Source organism: Ligilactobacillus salitolerans, assembly GCF_003864415.1.
GTDB classification, from domain to species: Bacteria; Bacillota; Bacilli; order Lactobacillales; family Lactobacillaceae; genus Ligilactobacillus; species Ligilactobacillus salitolerans.
This window is the reverse complement of record NZ_BFFP01000034.1, coordinates 30,962-31,538: the sequence shown is the minus strand read 5'-3', so window position 1 is coordinate 31,538 and position 577 is coordinate 30,962. Positions and strand designations below refer to the sequence as shown.

Annotated in this window: 1 protein-coding gene; it reads left to right on the top strand. The window is 43.7% G+C overall.

From position 1 onward, the window contains the following. Positions 1-577 (top strand): transposase (locus LFYK43_RS09465; protein ID WP_148095616.1); only part of this gene is annotated, 577 nt, incomplete at both ends.

Genomic DNA, 577 nt, shown 5'->3' with positions numbered 1-577 from the left:
ATTTTAAGCCCAGGTATACTTGGCTGCCACAAGATATTGCCTTTGATGACTTTAAATCTGGCAAGTTTGCGAAAAGCGGGATGAGTATCTTATTGATGGATATCGCGCAACACCGCACCCTGGATATCATTCGTTCGCGGACTAATACATACCTGCACAGCTATTTTTATCAATATCCACGTAAAGCACGGCTGGCAGTTCAAACTGTGACTGTTGACTTGTACTCGCCTTATCGCCCGCTGATCAAAGAGCTTTTTCCCAATGCCCTGATCATTGCGGATCGCTTCCATACCGTAGTTCAGGCTTACCGTGGCTTAAACAGTGTCCGAATCTCAGTTATGAAGCAATATGGTGCAAAATTCCATGAAGGCCGCGCACTCAAGCGCCTCTGGAAGCTTTTAATGAAAGACTCAAATAAACTTGAATATGTCGAACGAAAAAAGCGGATTAACTTTCGCGGTGACTTGTTGACTGATTCAGAAGTTGTAGACCGGCTTTTGAAAATGTCTCCTGAGCTAGCTCAGGCTTATAAGTATTATCAAGAGCTTTTATTGGCTATACACCGCAAGAATGCAGT